This is a genomic window from Streptosporangium sp. NPDC006013 (assembly GCF_040614275.1).
GTDB lineage: Bacteria > Actinomycetota > Actinomycetes > Streptosporangiales > Streptosporangiaceae > Streptosporangium.
In genome coordinates, this window is the sequence record NZ_JBEXUE010000870.1 from 1 (window position 1) to 2,007 (window position 2,007).

3 protein-coding genes are annotated in these 2,007 nt (G+C 71.0%); all 3 read left to right on the forward strand.

Translation table 11 applies throughout. The features are described 5' to 3' along the window. A partial coding sequence (locus ABZ260_RS50485; protein WP_355632947.1) for an acyl-CoA dehydrogenase family protein occupies positions 1-588 on the forward strand: 588 nt, incomplete at its 5' end. Positions 589-709: 121 nt separating this feature from the next. Continuing rightward, entirely contained in the window at positions 710-1,777 is a 1,068-nt protein-coding gene (locus ABZ260_RS50490) for an LLM class flavin-dependent oxidoreductase (RefSeq protein ID WP_355632949.1), read from the forward strand. Beyond that, positions 1,774-1,947, forward strand: coding sequence for a hypothetical protein (locus ABZ260_RS50495; RefSeq protein ID WP_355632952.1), 174 nt, complete (start codon positions 1,774-1,776; stop codon positions 1,945-1,947). The genes ABZ260_RS50490 and ABZ260_RS50495 overlap by 4 nt, the downstream gene beginning before the upstream one ends. Positions 1,948-2,007: the final 60 nt, after the last annotated feature.

The window sequence follows — 2,007 nt, forward strand, 5'->3', positions numbered from 1 at the left end:
ACATCTCCACCAGCACCCCGCGCGCGTACGGGTATCGCACCCGGGTCGGCGAGTAGGTGTACCAGGAGAACGCCGCCCCCCGCGGGCACCCTCGCCCCGCTCACCGCGCTCGCCTTCGACGCCGTCCCCGCCGTCCGGATCGGCTCCGGCGCGGCGCACGAGCGGGTCCGCGACCTGGCGGTCGCCGCACTGGCCGCCGAGCAGGTGGGCGGGGCGGCTCGCTGCCTGGAGACCGCGGTGGCCCACGCGAGACAGCGCCACCAGTTCGGCCGCCCGATCGGTTCCTTCCAGGCGATCAAGCACAAGCTCGCCGACGTGCTCCTGCTGGTCGAGTCGGCCCGCTCGGCCGCCCTGGCCGCCGCGTGCGCCCCGCTGGAGGAGCTTCCCGTCCGGGCCGCCGTCGCGGGCTCCTACTGCACGGAGGCCTACCTGGCCGCCGCGGGCGAGAGCATCCAGGTCCACGGCGGCACCGGCGTCACCTGGGAGCATCCGGCCCATCGCTACTTCAAGCGGGCCACCGCGGACGCCCAGCTCCTCGGCACCCCGCAGGCGCACCGCGCCCGCCTGGCCGCCGCCGCGGGCCTGTAGGGAGAGCGCCTCACGGGTCGGCTTGTTGACGTCCCGGCATGCTGGTAATCTCGCCAAGCGAGCGCTTGGTTAAGTGGAAGGCCTCGGCCGGGGGTCGGATGGACACACAACGGAGGCGTGGATGACGTCCCTAAGGATCAGCCTGGGCTACGAGCTGGAGGTCCGCGGACGCTCCCGCGAGGTCGAACAGCAGACGTTCCGCAACGTGATCGACCAGGTGGTCCTCGGAGACCGGCTGGGCTTCGACACCGCGTGGTTCGTCGAGCACCACTTCACCCGGGGCTTCTCCCACTCATCGGCCCCCGACCTCGTGCTGGCCGCCATCTCCCAGCGCACCGAGCGGATCCACCTCGGCCTGGGCGTGGTGCTGCTGCCCTTCCAGTCGCCCATCAGGACCGCCGAACGCGTCGCGACCCTCGACGTCATCTCCGGCGGCCGGGTGGAGTTCGGCACCGGACGGGGCGCGTCCCCGCTGGAGTACCAGGCGTTCCAGAAGCCCTTCGAGAAGTCACGGCAGATCTGGGAGGACTCGCTGGAGGCCACCCTCGCCATCTGGAACGCCGACGGCGAGCCGATCAGCCGGTCCAGCGAGTTCTTCGAGATCCCCGACGTCTCCGTCTACCCTCGACCGGCCCAGGTGCCGCACCCTCCCGTGTGGGTGGCGTCCACCTCCCTGGAGGGCTACCTGGCCGCGGCCAGGCACGGTTACAACCTGCTGGGCATGACGATGCTCAAGGGCCTCGACGACGTCGCCGAGGACATCGCGAGCTACCGGCAGTGCCTGGCCGACAACGGCTTCGACCCCGACAGCCGGCGGATCGCGCTGATGATCCCGTGGTTCGTCGGCGGCACCAGGGAGCGGGCGTTCGAGATCGCCTCCGACCCGGTCCTGTGGTACATCCGGCGCCAGGTCAACCTGGTCACCCCTCCCGACTACTACGACGCCCGGCACGCCACCCACAAGGTCCTGGGCCAGCTCGCGGCCGGCATGCCCCCCGAGGAGGCCATGGCCACGCTCCGCGAGCACCACATGGTCGTGGTGGACGACGTGGAGGGCTCCCGGAAGGCCGCGGCCCGCATCGCCGAGGCCGGGGCCACCGACCTGATCCTGCAGGCACAGGTGGGCGGCCTCGCCCACGAACACGTCTGCGAGTCGATGCGGCTTTTCATGACCGAGGTGATCAATTGACGACGAACCCGGCGGCCCACGGCGACGACGCCGCGCCCGCCCCGAACGCGGCGCCCGCCGGAGCCGTCCCGCTCGGTGCGCCCTCCGTATGGCTGACCAGGGACGACCTCGCCGCCGGGAGCCGTAGCGCGTCCGCCCGTGACCATGCCGGATGCGAGACCCCCAGTTGACGAGAATAGAAAAAACGTAACCTTTGAGCGAATTCTCCCAGTATGTGAGATGGCCATTAC